Origin of the sequence: Corallococcus sp. RDP092CA (assembly GCF_041903675.1) — a bacterium.
In the GTDB taxonomy this organism is placed as follows: domain Bacteria; phylum Myxococcota; class Myxococcia; order Myxococcales; family Myxococcaceae; genus Corallococcus.
Genome location: NZ_JAYESI010000003.1, coordinates 90,251 through 104,651 on the forward strand (window position 1 = coordinate 90,251; position 14,401 = coordinate 104,651).

Below are 14,401 nucleotides of genomic sequence, written 5' to 3' on the forward strand. Positions count from 1 at the left end.
ACGGGGCGGGCGCCGTTGCCGGCACGGCGCCCTCCGCCCACGCCTCCCGCATGTCCTTCCTTGCCCCGGTCGTCCTGACGCTCTGGGTGTCGGCCCAGATTCCGCTGGCCACGCAGGTGGAGCTGCCCACCGGCGAAGTCGTGGAGCTGGCGGCCGACTACGTCGTCTACGAGAACGACGTCCTCACCGCCCGGGGCCACTGCGAGCTGCGCAGCGGCCCCAACGTGCTGCGCGCGGACGAGGTGACCTACAGCGAGGCCACGCAGGTGGCCACCGCCACGGGCAACGTGATGTTCGTCAGCGGCCTGATGGCCGCCATCGCGGACGACGTGCGCGTGGACCTGCGCTCCAACGAGGCCAACGTGAAGGGCGGCCTCTTCATGCAGAAGAAGGGCGTCACCCCCGAGGCGCTCCAGGCCGCGAGGACGCCGGACGAGCTGCGCAAGCTGGGCGAGACGCCCGTCCTGATGAGCGGCACGCGCATCCGCCGCACCGGGGAGACGGCCTTCTCCGTGGACGGCCTGGCCTTCACCCCGTGCCAGTGCGGCCCCGGCGAGCCCGGCTGGCGCGTGGAGGCGAAGGAGGCCAACGTGAAGATGGGCGAGCGCGCCATCCTCACCTGGCCCGTGGTGTACGTGCGCTCGGTGCCGGTGTTCGCGCTGCCGTGGCTGTACCTGCCCCTGGCCGAGCGCCGCTCGGGCCTGCTCATCCCCCGCCCGTCCAACTCCGGCCTCAACGGCTTCGCGCTGGACGTGCCCGTCTTCGTCACGCTGGGGGAGAGCTACGACCTCACCTTCACCCCGGGCTTCTACACGGGCGGCGGCGACATCGAGGGGCTCCACAAGGACGCGGAGGGCAAGCCCGTCCTCGAGCCCCGCCCCAACGGCGTGAAGGGGCCCCGGCTGCTCACCGAGTTCCGCTACGTCCCCAGCGAGCGCACGCGGGGCCGGGCCACGCTGGGCCTCCTCTATGACCTGCGGCCCCGGCTCAACCCGACGACCTCCAACTTCCTCCGCGAAGGGGGCCAGGACACCGGCGCCATCGTCGAGGAGAAGCGCGGGCTGCGCGGCGAGGCGTCCTGGCAGCACACGCAGGACCTGGGCGACGGCTGGCACGACCGCGTGGACGCGTACTTCGTGTCGGACGGCTTCTACACGCGCGACCTCACCGCCGACCTGCTGGTGCAGAACTACAACTACCTGCGCAGCACCGCCGTCGTGTACCAGCGCCGCGACGAGCGCTACCTGGGCCTGGACGTGTCGCTGCGCCAGGACCTGCGCTACCCCTTCCGCTTCTTCCAGCCGAACCCCATCCCCGCGGTGGCCTCCCCGACGGGCGTCGCCATCGACCCGCACGGCCCCACGACGTTCCAGCGCCTGCCGGGCATCACCTTCGCCCTGCCGCAGCGGCCCCTCCTGGGCGGGCGCGTGATGGGCGGGATGCAGGTGGAGTACAGCCGGCTGGCGCCCCTTCGCGGCGGCGGCTTCGCGGACGACGGCTCCGACGGGCTCTTCTCGCTCAACGGCCAGTGGCGCCCCGAGGGCACGCCGCTCGATGCCCCGACCCTGCCCACCGACGCGCTGGAGGGCAACGGCCGCTTCGACCCCACCGAGCGCGAGGGCCGCGACCGCGTGTCGCTGGCCTCGCGCCTGTCCACGTCCCACGGGCTGGGCACGTGGGGCCGCCTGACGCCCTCGTTGGGGCTGCGCCAGGACGTGTCCGTGGGCGAGGTCTCCGGCCGCGCCGCCGCGCGGGGCTACGCGCTGGCGGACCTGGTGCTGGACTCGCAGCTGGCGCGCACCTTCGCGGACCGGGACACGCTCTACCGGCACACGCTGTCCCCGTCGGTGACCCTGCGCTACGTGCCCGGCGGCTGGGGCCACGGCCTCACCGCCTTGAACGGAAGTGGCACCGGCACGGTGCCGCTCGTCTACGACGAGTGGGACTCCGCGGTGCCGCTCCAGTCCGACGGCAGCGTGCGCGGCTTCCTCCACGCCGTGGTCGCCGTGGACCAGACGCTGCGCGTGCGCAAGGGGCCCACCACCCGCGAGCCGCTGCGCCTGCGCATCGGCCAGGGCTTCGACCTGTCGCGCATCGCGCCCGTCGCGGGCCGCGACACGGCGCAGGGCAGCGTGCTGCGCGACACCTTCGCGCGCCTGTCCGCCAGCGCCGGCGTCGTCACCGCGGGCGGGCTCGTGCGCATGGACCCGACCACGCGCGACATCACCCAGCTGTCCGCCGACGTCACCATCGACAACGGCAAGGGCAACGCCCTGTACGCCCGCTACGACGACCTGCTGGCCGTGAAACAATTGTCAATTGATCGTGGGTTGGATCCTCTGGCACAAGGACCCGACTTCGCGCGTCGCGGCGTGGACATGCTGGTGGGAGACGCACCTCGTCCCCTCCCGTCCCACAGCGACCAGGTCGACCCCTCTCCGACCGAGCGGGCGCAGGCTCTCACTGTCGGTACGCGAATCAAGCTCGGATTCGGGCTCGGGTTGCGATACGAAGCATTGGTGCAACCGCTTTATAAGGATCTGAATACCCAGGAAAGTCAGCCTCTTGCGCAACAGACCTTCGGCGTGTCGTATGGACCCGCCTGTGACTGTTGGCGCATCGAGGGCGTGATGATCCTGCGGCGCAATCAGACGCCGGAATTCGCCGGCGTGAACCTGAGTGTGGCCGGGTTCGGATCCTTTGGGTCGGGAGGCTAGGAATCACCCGCTGTACGCGAGCGTTGCACTCACCTCGAAACATCCCCCCAGAGGAGAAGTACTTCGTGTCGGATCTCGGAAAAAGAATTGGCCAGCGCATTCGCGAGCTTCGCACGCAGCGCCCGGAGCGTTGGACGCAGGAGGAGCTCGCGGAGCGTGCGCAGATCAGCGTGTCCTTCCTGTCCATGATCGAGCGCGGCGAGCGTGTGCCGCACGTGGAGACGCTGGCGGCGCTCTCCAACGCCCTCAGCGTCAGCCTCGGTGAGCTCTTCACGGGCACCGAGCAGACGCCTGCCCAGACGGAGGATCTGCTGCGTCCCCTGTCGGACTTCGCTCGCGCGCGCGGCCTCAATGCGCGCGACGTGGACCGGCTGCTCGGCGTGGCGCGTGTGATGTTCAACGGCTCGGCGGCCTGAGCCCCCTGCCGGGGAGGGGCCTTCCCCGCGCGTGACCCTTCCGCCCGCCACCCCCCTCGGCGCGGCGGAGGGCCCCACGTAAGGATTGACCCCGGGGCCCCGCGTCCGTAGCGTGGCTGGCTGATTCTCGAATCAACCAGCCGCGGGAGGACGCGTGGGCCAGCAGAAGACGGCGCCGGAGAACGGGACGCGGGAGAGCGAGCGTCGCCGCACCATCCTGCGGGCCGCCATCGACGTGTTCGCCCGCAAGGGCTACCACGGCTGCCGCATCGCGGACGTCGCCAAGGAGGCGGGCGTCGCGTACGGGCTCGTCTACCACTACTTCAAGAACAAGGATGAGCTGCTGGAGACCGTCTTCGAGACGGGCTGGAGCGGCTTCATCGCCCGCGCGCGCGCCGTCGCCGAGAGCGAGGGCTCGCTGGTGGAGAAGGTCCGCCGCATCGCGGACGTGGCCTTCGAGGCCTACCGCGTGGACCCCCGCGCGGTGAAGGTGCTCATCCTGGAGATTGCCCGCTCACCGGCGGGCGCCCGCATCAACCGGCAGACGGCCTTCGTGGACGTCATCCGCCTGAGCGCGCAGATGTTCACCCACGCGAAGGAGACGGGGGAGCTGCGGCCGGACGTGGATCCGCTGCTCGCGTCCGCGCTGCTCTTCGGCTCCATCGAGATGGGGCTCACCGCCTTCGTCGTGGGGCTGGCGGACGCGCGCGACACGGCGATGCTCGAGCGCGCCAAGGCGCAGATCGCCGACTCCTTCCTCCACGGCGTGCTGGTGAACGGCGCGGCCTCCCGGACCGAGGCCGCGAAGCCCGAGGCGGCGCGGCGCGAGCCGGAGCTTCCACCGGGAGAGGCCTCGCCGGCCCCGGCTCCGCTGAAGCGGGAGAGGGCCGCGTCCAAGGCGCGGGCCCCCAAGCGCGGCTGAGGGCTTCGGCGGGCTACGGCGTGCCCATGCCTGGGGCGTTGGCGGCCACGCCCGGCGTCTCCGGGGCGCCGGTGAAGTCCAGCTTGAGCAGCGTCTGGCCGTCCACCCAGCGGTCATCCGTCTTCACGCCCCAGTGGAGGTGCGGGCCGGTGACGCGGCCGGTGCTGCCCACCCGGCCCAGCGGGTCGCCCTGCTTCACCTTCGCGCCGTTCTTCACGTCGATGCGGGACAGGTGGAAGTACGCGGTGTAGAGCCCCGCGCCGTGGTGCAGGAGCACGGTGTTGCCGGACGCGTAGTTGTCGCGCGCCATCACCACCGTGCCGTCGTTGGCGGCGACCACCGGCGCGCCCGTGGCGCCGTCCAGGTCCACGCCGAAGTGCTGGGACTGCAGCTTGCCGTTGAACGAGCGGCGGTCGCCGAAGGGCGCCGTCACCGTGGCCTCGCGCGGCCAGGCGAAGTTCTGGCTGAACAGCGGCGCCTGGAAGGGCTGCGCGAACGCCGCGGCGAACGCCTTGCGGTCCGCCTCCATGCGCGCCTTCACCGCCTTGGGCGGAGACACGTACTTGCTGGCCACGCGCAGCTCGCGCTCGCGGAAGCCCGGCGCGCCCACGTCGAGCACGCCGGACAGGAGCACCGGCAGGCCGCGGCCGGGGGCCGTGATGTCCACCGGCACGGTGCCCGCCGGCTGCTCCACCGGGAGGCTGGTGAGGGCCGCGTAGCCGTTGTTCCACGCGAAGAAGCGCAGGGGCCGGCCCGCGAGCGTGCCCGAGGGCAGCGCGGACGCGCCGCTCACCGTCACCAGCACCGGATCCCCCGACTTGGGGTTGGCTGGCTGGAGCGTCAGGCGCGGCCCGTCCTGGGGCGCCACCTTCAGCGGCGCGAGCTCCCCCTGCGCCATGACGCCCGGCGTGGGCGCCCCCGGGGCTCGGCGCCCCGGCTCTGCGGCAGGGCCTGGGGAGGCCGGCGCGCCGTCCGCCATCGCGTTGGCGGAAGCGGCGGGCGTGGCGGCGAGCGCCGGAGCCGCGGAGGCGAGCAGGGAGAGGACGAGGACGCGAGCGGCGGCAGGGTTCCGGGCGGGCATGGGCTGTTCTTTACACCACGTGCGCGCGGATCCTTCCCGGACCGGCGTCGCGCGTGTCGGTTGCCTGCTCCTCTGTCCGGAAGGGCTCGGCGGGATGCCCGCTGGTGGACGTCTGGCCGCCCGCGCCGGGGCAGGCACCGGACGCGTGCCTTTCTCGGCACTTGGGCGCCCCGGGAGGCGAAGCAGTGTTCCTGGCTGGACGCGCGGCAGGCAGCCGGGCCAGTTCTCCCCGCGTCAAGGCGTTACGGACGGCGAGGGGCTCCCTAGCTTTCCCCATCAACGCATCGCATTGACTTCTCGAAAGGAGAGCGCACGCATGCCCCGCTCCTACAGCTTCGACCACTTCCAGGTGCCCAAGACGCTGCCGCCCCAGAAGCGCAGCCTGCGTCAGCGCGACAAGGCGCACCTCGCCCAGTCCTCGCGAGCGCCGGTGGAGGACTCCGAGGGCCTCCACTACGGCAAGAGCCACGCGCAGACGGAGGAGATCCTCGCCGCCCGCAAGATGGAGCTCCAGTTGGAGGAGCTGTCCCGCCCGGAGGCGGACGCCAAGTTCTCGCACGGGCCGGTGTCGAAGGTGAGCGGGGCCGCGCGGCGGCAGCGCAAGGCGGCCGCGTCGCCCATCATCGGGACCACCTCGCCCATCGGGGCGCTGCCGCCCACCCAGGAGCGGCCGCTGGCGCAGGGCCGTCTGCCGGACCTCATCGAGGAGGCGCGCCGGCAGCTCAAGGCCATCCAGTCCGGCGTGGGTGACGTGGCGTCCGCGATGCAGCGGCTGGCGCTGCTGCCCTTCGAGGCGGTGCGTCTGGCGGCCCGCCGCATCCGTCCGGCTTGAAGGGGCGGGTGAGCGACGCGTGGAGCTGACCCTGGTCTCCTACAACATCCACTCCGGCATCGGCGTGGACGGGGCCTTCGACCTGGAGCGCGTGGGCGAGGTGCTCCGTGAGGTGAACGCGGACATCATCGCCCTGCAGGAGGTGGGGGACTTCCGGGGCAAGACGCCCCGGGAGGATCAGCCCGAGCACCTGGCCGAGATGCTCGGGCTGCACATGGCCTTTGGCCCCAACGTGGTCCGCAACGGCCGGCGCTATGGCAACGCCATCCTCAGCCGGCTGCCGGTGCTCAAGTCGAAGAACTACGACCTGAGCGTGCCGCGCCGCGAGCCCCGGGGCGCGTTGCGGTGCGACCTGGACCTGGGAGGAGGGCAGCAACTGCACGTGTTCTGCCTCCACCTGGGCCTGTCCGTGAGCGAGCGGCGGCGGCAGGAGGCGCTGCTCCTGTCCGCCGACCTGCTCCGCGACGCGGCCCGCAAGGACCCCATGGTGGTGTGCGGGGACTTCAACTCCTGGGGCAACGGGCCGGTGTCCTCGCTCGTGCGCGAGGCCATCCACGACGCCGCGTTCGAGCTGGGCGCCGCCGCGCGCACCTACCCCACGCGGCTGCCCCTGTTCCGGTTGGATCGCATCTACGTCGACTCCGGGGTGAGGCCGGTGTCGGTGACGCCGCACCGCTCGCCGTTGAGCCGGGTGGCGTCGGACCACCTGCCGCTGGTGATGCGCTTCGAGGCGCCCATCTCCGTGCAGCCGCCCGTCGCGCCGCCGGTGCAGCTGATCGGCTAGGAGGGTGGGCTTGCGGTAGGCTCGCGCCTGGGTCCGGCGGTTTCTCGCGTTGAGTGGCCGACGCTGGCGAACGCCGGACAGTTTCCTCGCGCCGTGGTTGTCGCGGGGAGGTGAGGTGCCTAGGTTGGCGCCCACGCGCACAGGGACGTGAGCGTCGGCCGGAGAGCGCATGCACGTGGGCAGTGAACAGACGGAACGCGGCGTGGCCGCGCTCGTCGGGCGCATGGCGGACGGCTTCAGTCGGTTGGTGACGCAGCACCTCCAGTTGGCGCGCGTGGAGCTGGCGGAGGACGCGAAGGCCATGGGCCTGGACCTGGCGAGCATCGCCGTGTTCGTGCCCTTCCTGCTGGTGGGCTACGCCTTCGTCTGCGGAGCGCTGGCGGCCGTGCTCGCTCCCTGGACGGGGTGGGCGGGGGCGCTGGCCCTGGTGGGCGCGGTGAACCTGGTGGGCGGCGGCCTGGGCATCCTGCGCGCGGTGAAGCGCATGAAGTCGCGCCAGATGTTGGATGACAGCGTGAGCGAGCTGTCGCGCAGCATGGCGGTGCTCACCACGCAGCCACCCCAGGTGTCGGCGGCACCTGGGGTGAACACGCTGAGGGACACGACGGGAATGGCTTTCAAGGAGCCGCGGGATGGCCGCTAGCAATGGACACCTGCCGCGCACCAGCGCGGCGCTTCGCGAGGAAATCGAGCGCACCCGGGCCGACCTGGCCTCGTCGGTGAGCGCGCTCCGGGTGGAGGTTTCGGAGGTCACGGACTGGCGTCAGTGGGTGCGCAAGCATCCCTATGCCTGCGTGGGGACCGCCTTCCTCGTTGGTTACCTGGTGGGCTCGCGGCGCTGACCGGGCGCGGGCGGGCCCGGATGCAGAAGCTTCAAGACGCAATCGGACAACGAACGCACAGCAGAGGGCTTCCATGGAAATCAATCCGCAGCAGATGGCAGACCGGGCGAGGCAGCTCCAGGAGCAGCTGCCGAACATGGACGAGGCGCGCCAGAACCTGGTGGACCTGAACCGTCAGGTCGTCGGCTTCATCAAGGAGAACCCGGGCACGTGCCTCCTGGGGGCGCTGGCGGTGGGCTTCATCGTGGGCCGCATCGCGTCTCGCTGACCCGGGGCCTGGAAAGGGAGCACGGACATGACGAACTATTCGGGCACGACGGGCAACGGCGCGGAGCACGGCGGGGACGCGGGCTTCGGCCAGCGCGTGGACCAGCTGGGGTCGGACGCGCAGCAGTTCATCGACAACGCGCGCAGCGCGGTGGCGGACCTGGGGCAGGCCCTGGACTTGAAGGGGCGCGTGGAGCGCAACCCCTATGGCACGCTGGCCATCGCGGTGGGCGTGGGCTACGTGCTGGGAGGCGGTCTCTTCACGCCGCTGACCGGGCGCATCCTGAAGCTGGGGGTGCGGCTGGCCGCGCTGCCCTTCGTGAAGGATGAGCTCCTGGGCATGGCGGAGTCCGCCTTCCAGGGCTATCAGACGGGCCGGGGCACGCCGCCCTCGGGCAGCGTCTAGGAATCGCGAAGCACCTCACGTCTTTCCCCCGAAGTCATTTCCCCGGAGTCGGACATGTTGAGCCTGAAGGACTTGAAGAAGCTGGACAGGGACGATGTGCTGGAGCTCATCGGTCTGGAGACGCGCCGCTCGACGGCGGAGACGGCGCTGCCGGCGCTGGGCATCTTCGCTGCGGGCGTGCTGGTGGGCGTGGGCGTGGGCCTGCTCATCGCGGACAAGCCGGGCAATCAGCTGCGCGGTGACCTGCGCCAGCGCCTCCAGGGCGGCCAGGACAAGCTGGCCACGGCCATCAACAACGCGCGCGGGACGGAAGGCCAGCAGGGCGCCGGCTCCACGGTGCCGCCGGGTCAGCGCACGACCTGATTCCAGGGCCTCCCTGGGATGGACACTCGGGCCTCTTCCCGCGGGATGCGGGGAGGGGCCTTCGTGTTTGCAGGGAAGGGGATGGCGAATGGCTTAGGATGCGAGGCGATGACGAAGAGGCCGCGGACATCCGGTATGAAAACGCGCGGGGCGACACCGCCACCGAGGAACGACACTCCCGTGGATGTTCCCGCCGTGGCCGAGTCCCCGGCGCTGCCCGTGCGAAACACAGACACGCCGTGGACCGGGCTCGCCTCCGGGCCCGACGGCGCGCTCGGACAGCTGCGCGCGCTGGAGACCCTGGAGTCCGCCTACGATGCCTGGGCGGAGCTCAAGCGCGGTCACGCGGCCTCCGTCATCCAGTTCCGCGAGGAACAGTCTCGACTCACACAGCAGGGCTCGTTCCTCCTGGGCGCCGTGCGCGCCGCGGGCATGGACGCCGGCTCAGCGACCCCGGGCCTCCAGCAGCAGGGCGCCGCCGGCGACTTCCTGCGCGACGCCGAAGCCAAGCTGGCCAGGGCCCGTGAGGCCGTCTCCCAGCGCGAAGCCGAGAGCGAAGCCCGCTACCAGGCCGCGTTCACCGAGGTCCGCGCCACGCTCCTGGACCGCGTGAAGCGCTACCTCCAACGCAGCCAGCCCCACCTCACGCTGCTCCTGCGCCGCGTGGGCGCGGAGCGCTCCATCCTCCACGTCTCGCGCGTGCAGCCGGATGAGGCCGTCCTGCTCTGCTACCTGCTCACGCAGCGGGTGCCCTCCCGCTACGGCTTCCTCTTCGACGACTCCACCGAGGACCTGGCCCTCCCGCCCGCCCCCCTCTACGCCGAGGAGTCCGTCGCCTCCGACGCCGTGCGCCCGGATGCCCCGGGCCTGCTCCACGTCATCGATGCGAGCACGGACGTCGTCCCGCTCAAGGGGTTCCTCCCCGTGCGCGTACCCAGGCGCGGGGGAGGGGAGGACTTCTTCCGCCTCCTCCAGCGCGGCGCCGTGATGGAGGTGGAGATCGCGGACGGCCCCGCCTTCCGCAGCATCCTCACCCGCGAAGAGTCGGAGCGCTTCGCGGGCCACCTCCTGCGCCTCAAGCTGGAGGGTCGCATCGGCCTGGACATCGAGGCGGGGTAGCCCGCCCCGCGCTCAGTTCGTCCGAACGACGCCCACTTCCGCCGTGCCCGCCAGGACGACGCTGCCCAGGAAGAGGTTGTCGGACTCCGGGCCGCCCATGCGCACGGCCTGGAAGATGACCAGGTACGTCTGCCTCGGGTTCGGGAACGCCGTGGCCGGAATCGTCACGCGCGCCTCCCGGAACAGCGCCGGGGTCGCCGCCAGCTGGAGGAACTCCACCGGCGTCGTCGGCACGTTCGAATAGGTGGACTGCCCCTTCTCCCCGTTCGACCCCAGCGGGACCACCGTCACGAAGCCCAGCGTCCGGTCCTGGTTCGCCGGAGGCGCCGGCCGGTCGAACGCGAACGCCGTGTTGGCGTCGAGCCGCACGAAGCCCTCCTCGGGGTGGAACGCCGGGATGGCCTCCTTCGTCGGCGAGTCCTCCACCTGCGCCTCGTACTTCGCCCCGTCCTGCTCCACGAAGAACGAATACGTGGCGCCGGACGCGTACTTCAGGTCGTCCGTGGAGTCGCTCGTCACGCCGTAGCTGCCGCCGCCCTGGCTGTTCAGCGGGACGCCCGCCGCGCTCCCGGCGCGCAGCGTCACCGTGGCCCCGCCCAGGCCCTGCGGCTGCGAGTTCTCCCCCGACTTCGTGCCGAAGAACACGAACGCCGCCGTCTGCCCGGGGAACGTCACCACGTCCCCTCCATGGGTCCCTCCGTCGAAGCCCGCCATCGCGGCCGCGGAGACCTCCACCTGCGGCGTCGCGAGCAGCGTGCCCACCATCACGTGGTCCGCCTTGAGCTGGTTCGTCGTCTTCTCCAGGTCACAGGCGAGCGGCGACAGCAGCGACACGGCGGCCAGGGCGGACAGCAACAGGCGTCTCATGGGCACTCTCTTGTACGGGGCACGGGTGACGGCGGCCAACCATACCCCGCGTGTTGCCCATGGGCGCGAGCCTCCGGCGCGGTATCCTGGACGCCGCTCGTGCAACGCCTCCGCATCCACTCCTCCGGCCGCCGGTTCCTCCACCGCCTCGGCTTCTCGCTCGTCATGGCGGCCCTGTTCGGCTGCTTGCTGGGCCTGCTCGTCTCCCAGCGCGTCACGCGCCCCATTCGGCCGGATGACACGCCCGCCCCCCTGCTCTCACCGTCCGGGCTCTTCGAGGCGCTCTCCCACGCGCTCGACGGCGGCGAGCGCGCCTTCTACGACTGGCGCATCCGCCAGCTGGGCGAGGCCTCCGAGCGCTCCGACCGCGTCGTGCTCGTCTCCATCGACGACGACACGCTCGCCGAGGCCCAGCAGGGGCCCCGCGCGGACATCGCCGCGTACCCGTGGCCGCGCCAGGTCATGGGCGGCATGGTGCACCGCCTGGTGGAGGAGGGCGCCTCCGTGGTGATGTTGGACTTCGCCTACCCGGAGCTCAGCCCCCGCGCCTGCGTCACCCCCACGCGCACCGGCCGCGGCGCCCTGTCCCAGGACGACGACGCGTTCCGCGCCCTCCTGGACCAGGACCCCGGCCGCTCCGTGCTCGCCTTCCGCTGGGGCGCCGAGGGCACCCGCACGCTGCCCCCCACCGGCCGCCTGTGGCCCTACCGCGTCCGCCTGGGCAGCTACCCCGGCGTCACCGAGGCCCGCGTCCGCGCCCAGTCCGTCCTCGCCCTCCAGCGCCCCGCGTTCCTCATCCCCGCCGGCAAGGACCTGGAGGTCTGGGCCGGCGTCGCGGACGAGGGCGAGGGCCGCAGCCTGGGCGAACAGCTGGGCGCCGCCTCCGCCTCCATCCAGGAGCGCCGCGCCGCGGACGATGCCTTCCGCGTCGCGCCGTCGGACCTGTTCCTCGCCCTGGCCTCCGTGCAGGTGCAGGGGTTGGATCCGGAGAAGCTCCTGGAGGTGAAGCAGCTCCAGTACCCGGTGACGCCGCTGCTCAGCCCCTCCAGCGCCTACGGCGCCACCACGCTCCCCGCGGACTCCGACGGCGTGGTGCGCGGCGTGCCCCACCTCGTCGCGTACAGCCCGCGCGGCGGCGAGCGCTACGTCCTGCCCTCGCTGCCCCTGGCCACCGCCATGCGGCTCGCGGGCACGCAGAAGCTGCGGTACGCGGACGGCCGGCTCTCCATCGGCGACAAGTACTCCGTGCCCATGGACGCGTCCGGCTACAGCCTCCTGCGCTGGGAGGCGCCGGCCGCCACTCGGGGCGCGCGCGGCCCGCTGGCCCGCTCCATCCGCGCGTGGAACGTGCTGCTCAACCTCTTCGACACGCAGGAGGCGCGGCCCGCCCGCTTCGACCACGACCTGGACGGCCGCGCCGTCATCCTCACCAACACCAGCAGCTACGCCCCCGAGCGCCGGGTGACGCCCATCGGCCCGGGCATCGCCAACGGCGCCGTGCTGGGCCAGGCGCTCGCCAACATCCTCGCGTCGGACGGCATCACCCGCGCGCCGCCCAAGGTGGACATGCTCGCCACCATGGCGCTGGCGTTCATCGGCGCGTTCCTGGCGCTGTCCTTCAGCTGGCTGCTGCGCTCCGTGGGCGGCGCCTTCCTCTTCGTCTGCGTGGCGGTGGCGGCCGGCGCGGGCTACGTGGGCGCCGCGGGCTACGTCTTCGTCCATGATCAGCTGTGGATCGCCGTGGCCGGCCCGCTGTGGTCCGGCGGGCTCGCGTTCCTGGTGACGACCCTCTACGCCTTCCGCACGGAGCAGGACGTGCGCGAGTTCGTCCACAGCGCGCTGGGCCGCTACGTGAGCCCGGAGGTGGCGCGGCTGGTGGCGCGCGACGTGAGCCTGATGAAGCCGGAGCGCCGGCAGATGACGGTGTACCTCTGCGACATCGAGGGCTTCACGCGCCTGTCCCAGGCCCTGCCGCCGGAGCAGCTGGTGCCGCTGCTCAACACCTTCCTCACGGAGATGACCGCCGTGGTGCGCGCCACGGCGGGGCAGGTGGACAAGTATATCGGGGACTCGGTGATGGCCTTCTGGGGCGCGCCCGTGCGCACGGACCGCCACGCGCACCTGGCCTGTGAGGCCGCGCTGAAGCTCCAGGCGGCGCTCGCGCAGAAGCAGCCCCTCTGGGAGAAGCAGTTCGGTCACCGGCTGTCGGTGCGTGCCGGCATCGACACGGGCGACCTGCTGGTGGGCGACATGGGCAGCGAGCTCAAGTCCCACTACACCGTCATGGGCGAGGCGGTGGCCATGGCCGGCCGGCTGGAGGCGGCCAACAAGGAGTACGGCACCCAGGTGCTGGTGGGCCACGCCACCGCGCAGCTCGCCAGCGACGCCTACGTCTTCCGCGAGGTGGACCGCGTGCTCCCGAGAGACCGGCCCCAGCCCGTGCGCCTGCACGAGCTCCTGGGCCGCCGGGGTGAGTTCTCCCAGGAGAAGCAGGCCGGCATCGCCCTCTACGAGAAGGCCCTCACCGCCTACTACGGGCGGGACTTCATCCTGGCCCAGGAGCTGTTCCGCCGCTGCACCGTGGAGCACGGCGACCCGGTGGCCCGCGTCTACGTCCAGCGCTGCCAGCACCTCATCCTCGCGCCGCCGCCCGCTGACTGGGACGGCGTCATCCGCTGGGGCCGCCGCAGCACCGACGTCCGCTAGGCCGGCCGTCAGGGCCGCATGTCGACCCGCAGGGGCACGCCGAAGCGCGCGGTGAAGAACTGGAGGAGGTGGGCGTGCTCGAAGGCGATCTCCTCCGGGCGCTCCGTGAGGTGCGCGTGCTCGGGGACGATCATCAGCGACGCGTCCTGGCCCCGGGCCTGGAGCGCGCGCACGAAGACGTCCGCGTCCGACAGCGACACCTTGGGGTCCCTCGCCCCCAGCTTCAGGGCGATGGGGGCCTCCACCCGGTCCACCCAGGTGATGGGCGAGATGGCGCGGAGCCGCTCCGCGTCCCGCTCCGGATCGCCGTACTCGACAGCCTTGGCCCGGCGCAGCTCCGGCGAGAGCCGCGAGAGGAAGGAGGCCAGGTCCGTCTTGGCGGCCAGGGCGAAGCCCGCGTCGTAGCTGCCCGCGAAGCGCGTCATGCCCACCAGCGTCTGGTTGCCGCCGTAGCTCCACCCGAAGATGCCCACCTGGGGGACCTCCCCGTCGCGGGTGAAGCGCTGGCGCAGGCAGCGGCTGGCGGCCTCCAGGTCCGTGGCCGCCGCCACGCGCAGCGGACCGTTGTCCGCGCGGGCCCAGGCCTCGCCGCAGGCGGTGCCCCGCACCGCGGGCTCCGCGTAGATGAAGCCCGCGCGGAGGAAGAACTCTGGACGCCAGTGGTAGGCCGGCTCCGGGCAGCCCGTCGAGTAGAAGGCGAGCACCGGACACCCGCGCTCCCGGCACGCGGGCGGCGTGCGCACCTGGATCCGGAAGCGGACGTCGCCGTTGTCACACGTGAGGTCCTCCACGGGCGCGGCGCTCCAGCGCAGGTGCTGCCCGCCGTCCGCGAGGATCGCCGTCAGGGTGGCCGTCAGCGCCGCATCGGGCTCGACCCGGGGATGGCGCGCCAGGAGCTCGTCCAGGGAGTCCCCCTCCGTGAGGAGCGCGGCCCCCACGACGCGCGGGCTGTCCGCGTCCGCGTGCACGCCGAGCACCCGATGGGGAAGGGGCGCCACGGGCCGCGAGCACGCGCCGAGCATCAGCAGGCCCACGAGGCCCGGGAGCAGGCAAGGGGCGGGAGCTCGAAGCACGGTCTG

The 14,401-nt window shown here is 72.2% G+C and carries 15 protein-coding genes; 12 read left to right on the forward strand and 3 right to left on the reverse strand.

All coding sequences use genetic code 11. The annotated features are described in order from the left end of the window. The first annotated feature begins 50 nt into the window (after positions 1–50). The 3 genes from U8525_RS04685 to U8525_RS04695 all read left to right on the forward strand — a co-directional run bounded on the left by U8525_RS04685 (position 51) and on the right by U8525_RS04695 (position 4,055). Positions 51–2,717 carry an LPS-assembly protein LptD gene (locus U8525_RS04685; protein WP_374261656.1) on the forward strand — a complete coding sequence of 889 codons (2,667 nt, stop codon included), beginning with the start codon at positions 51–53 and terminating at the stop codon, positions 2,715–2,717. 65 nt (positions 2,718–2,782) lie between these two features. Next, complete coding sequence (locus U8525_RS04690; protein ID WP_014398120.1) at positions 2,783–3,133, forward strand: helix-turn-helix domain-containing protein; 351 nt, start codon at positions 2,783–2,785, stop codon at positions 3,131–3,133. A 154-nt stretch (positions 3,134–3,287) separates the two neighbouring features. Beyond that, positions 3,288–4,055, forward strand: a complete 768-nt coding sequence (locus tag U8525_RS04695; protein WP_374261659.1) for a TetR/AcrR family transcriptional regulator — start codon at positions 3,288–3,290, stop codon at positions 4,053–4,055. Positions 4,056–4,068: 13 nt separating this feature from the next. On the opposite strand, the gene U8525_RS04700 is transcribed toward U8525_RS04695, so the two are convergent. Continuing rightward, a complete protein-coding gene (locus tag U8525_RS04700; RefSeq protein ID WP_374261661.1) occupies positions 4,069–5,136 on the reverse strand; it encodes a M23 family metallopeptidase in 1,068 nt (355 codons plus the stop codon). Positions 5,137–5,452: 316 nt separating this feature from the next. Here U8525_RS04700 and U8525_RS04705 point away from each other — a divergent pair, with 316 nt between their 5' ends. The 8 genes from U8525_RS04705 (at position 5,453) to U8525_RS04740 (ending at position 9,749) form a co-directional block, all read left to right on the forward strand. Further along, entirely contained in the window at positions 5,453–5,968 is a 516-nt protein-coding gene (locus U8525_RS04705; protein WP_374261663.1) for a hypothetical protein, read from the forward strand. A gap of 19 nt (positions 5,969–5,987) precedes the next feature. Then, positions 5,988–6,752 (forward strand): endonuclease/exonuclease/phosphatase family protein, encoded by a 765-nt coding sequence (locus tag U8525_RS04710; protein WP_374261665.1) that lies wholly within the window; start codon positions 5,988–5,990, stop codon positions 6,750–6,752. A 169-nt stretch (positions 6,753–6,921) separates the two neighbouring features. Continuing rightward, positions 6,922–7,395: a phage holin family protein gene (locus U8525_RS04715; protein WP_374261667.1), complete on the forward strand. Its 474-nt coding sequence runs from the start codon at positions 6,922–6,924 to the stop codon at positions 7,393–7,395. Beyond that, complete coding sequence (locus U8525_RS04720) at positions 7,385–7,594, forward strand: DUF3618 domain-containing protein (RefSeq protein WP_223634561.1); 210 nt, start codon at positions 7,385–7,387, stop codon at positions 7,592–7,594. Before U8525_RS04715 ends, U8525_RS04720 begins: the two co-directional genes overlap by 11 nt. A gap of 73 nt (positions 7,595–7,667) precedes the next feature. Further along, positions 7,668–7,862 (forward strand): hypothetical protein, encoded by a 195-nt coding sequence (locus U8525_RS04725; protein WP_374261669.1) that lies wholly within the window; start codon positions 7,668–7,670, stop codon positions 7,860–7,862. Positions 7,863–7,889: 27 nt separating this feature from the next. Beyond that, positions 7,890–8,267 carry a hypothetical protein gene (locus tag U8525_RS04730; RefSeq protein ID WP_374261671.1) on the forward strand — a complete coding sequence of 126 codons (378 nt, stop codon included), beginning with the start codon at positions 7,890–7,892 and terminating at the stop codon, positions 8,265–8,267. A gap of 54 nt (positions 8,268–8,321) precedes the next feature. Next, positions 8,322–8,630 carry a hypothetical protein gene (locus tag U8525_RS04735; protein WP_374261673.1) on the forward strand — a complete coding sequence of 103 codons (309 nt, stop codon included), beginning with the start codon at positions 8,322–8,324 and terminating at the stop codon, positions 8,628–8,630. Positions 8,631–8,810: 180 nt separating this feature from the next. Continuing rightward, complete coding sequence (locus U8525_RS04740; protein WP_374261675.1) at positions 8,811–9,749, forward strand: hypothetical protein; 939 nt, start codon at positions 8,811–8,813, stop codon at positions 9,747–9,749. 12 nt (positions 9,750–9,761) lie between these two features. Here U8525_RS04740 and U8525_RS04745 read toward each other — a convergent pair whose 3' ends face one another. Continuing rightward, entirely contained in the window at positions 9,762–10,616 is an 855-nt protein-coding gene (locus U8525_RS04745; RefSeq protein WP_374261677.1) for a hypothetical protein, read from the reverse strand. Between the two features lie 99 nt (positions 10,617–10,715). On the opposite strand from U8525_RS04745, the gene U8525_RS04750 reads away from it, so the two are divergent. Further along, positions 10,716–13,322 (forward strand): CHASE2 domain-containing protein, encoded by a 2,607-nt coding sequence (locus U8525_RS04750; protein ID WP_374261679.1) that lies wholly within the window; start codon positions 10,716–10,718, stop codon positions 13,320–13,322. A gap of 8 nt (positions 13,323–13,330) precedes the next feature. On the opposite strand, the gene U8525_RS04755 is transcribed toward U8525_RS04750, so the two are convergent. Next, positions 13,331–14,395: an alpha/beta hydrolase family protein gene (locus U8525_RS04755; protein WP_374261681.1), complete on the reverse strand. Its 1,065-nt coding sequence runs from the start codon at positions 14,393–14,395 to the stop codon at positions 13,331–13,333. Positions 14,396–14,401: the final 6 nt, after the last annotated feature.

Coding starts and splice junctions, on each gene's coding strand:
- U8525_RS04685 (WP_374261656.1), top strand. CDS start 51: ATGTCCTTCCTTGCCCCGGTCGTCCTGACGCTCTGGGTGTCGGCCCAG.
- U8525_RS04700 (WP_374261661.1), bottom strand. CDS start 5,136: ATGCCCGCCCGGAACCCTGCCGCCGCTCGCGTCCTCGTCCTCTCCCTG.
- U8525_RS04705 (WP_374261663.1), top strand. CDS start 5,453: ATGCCCCGCTCCTACAGCTTCGACCACTTCCAGGTGCCCAAGACGCTG.
- U8525_RS04715 (WP_374261667.1), top strand. CDS start 6,922: ATGCACGTGGGCAGTGAACAGACGGAACGCGGCGTGGCCGCGCTCGTC.
- U8525_RS04720 (WP_223634561.1), top strand. CDS start 7,385: ATGGCCGCTAGCAATGGACACCTGCCGCGCACCAGCGCGGCGCTTCGC.
- U8525_RS04725 (WP_374261669.1), top strand. CDS start 7,668: ATGGAAATCAATCCGCAGCAGATGGCAGACCGGGCGAGGCAGCTCCAG.
- U8525_RS04730 (WP_374261671.1), top strand. CDS start 7,890: ATGACGAACTATTCGGGCACGACGGGCAACGGCGCGGAGCACGGCGGG.
- U8525_RS04735 (WP_374261673.1), top strand. CDS start 8,322: ATGTTGAGCCTGAAGGACTTGAAGAAGCTGGACAGGGACGATGTGCTG.
- U8525_RS04745 (WP_374261677.1), bottom strand. CDS start 10,616: ATGAGACGCCTGTTGCTGTCCGCCCTGGCCGCCGTGTCGCTGCTGTCG.